Genomic DNA, 859 nt, shown 5'->3' with positions numbered 1-859 from the left:
GCACCAGCATCGGTATAAGGGGTATTTAGCTCATGGTTAAGTGGGCTGCTACCTAGCAGAGTGATGCTAGGTGCGCCAGTATCTTGAACGTTAATTGTTCGGGTAACGGTAGTAGCAGAGTTGCCTGAGGAATCGTTCACGTTGTAGCTCAGTACATAGCTACCAACAACTGCAGCATTGACCGTACCGCTGACACCGATATTTGAAGATACATCTCCATCGACATTATCTAGCGCTGTCGCACCCGGGTCGGTGAAGATTGTATTCACCTCATGATTAATGGGGTTGGTTCCGATCAGCGTAATAACAGGGCCGCTCGCATCAGCAACATTAACTGTTCGTGTGACGGGGATTGCAGCGTTGCCAGCCGCATCACTCACGTTATACACAAGGGTGTAGCTACCAATTGTACCGGTATCAACAGTGCCACTCTGAATAATGCTTGCTGAAATATCGCCATCAATATTGTCCGACGCACTCGCATCCGCATCATTGTAGACACTACCTAGAGCGATATTAATGCTGCTGTCACCATTAAGCGTAATGACTGGGGCAGTAAAGTCGTTCACATTTACTGTACGTGTTTGCTGTACGGCAGGGTTGCCGTTGGAGTCACTGACATCGTAGGTGATCACGTAGGTACCAGTAACACTGGAATCTACGGTAGCACCACCGACGATGATGTTAGTTGAGATATCACCATCCAGCGCATCGCTTGCAGTCGCGCCAGCATCGGTATAGGGGGTATTTAGTTCATGGTTAAGTGGGCTGCTACCTAGGAGAGTGATGCTAGGTGCGCCAGTATCTTGAACGTTAATTGTTCGGGTAACGGTAGTAGCAGAGTTGCCTGAGGAATCGT

At 48.9% G+C, this 859-nt stretch carries 1 protein-coding gene; it reads right to left on the bottom strand.

What is annotated here, in order from left to right; translation table 11 throughout:
- Positions 1–859, bottom strand: an 859-nt coding sequence (locus A3729_RS11030; protein ID WP_156497899.1) for a DUF5011 domain-containing protein, incomplete at both ends; no start/stop codon positions are given.

The sequence above is a fragment of the Oleiphilus sp. HI0043 genome (assembly GCF_001634935.1).
This window is presented reverse-complemented; position numbering and strand designations above follow the sequence as displayed.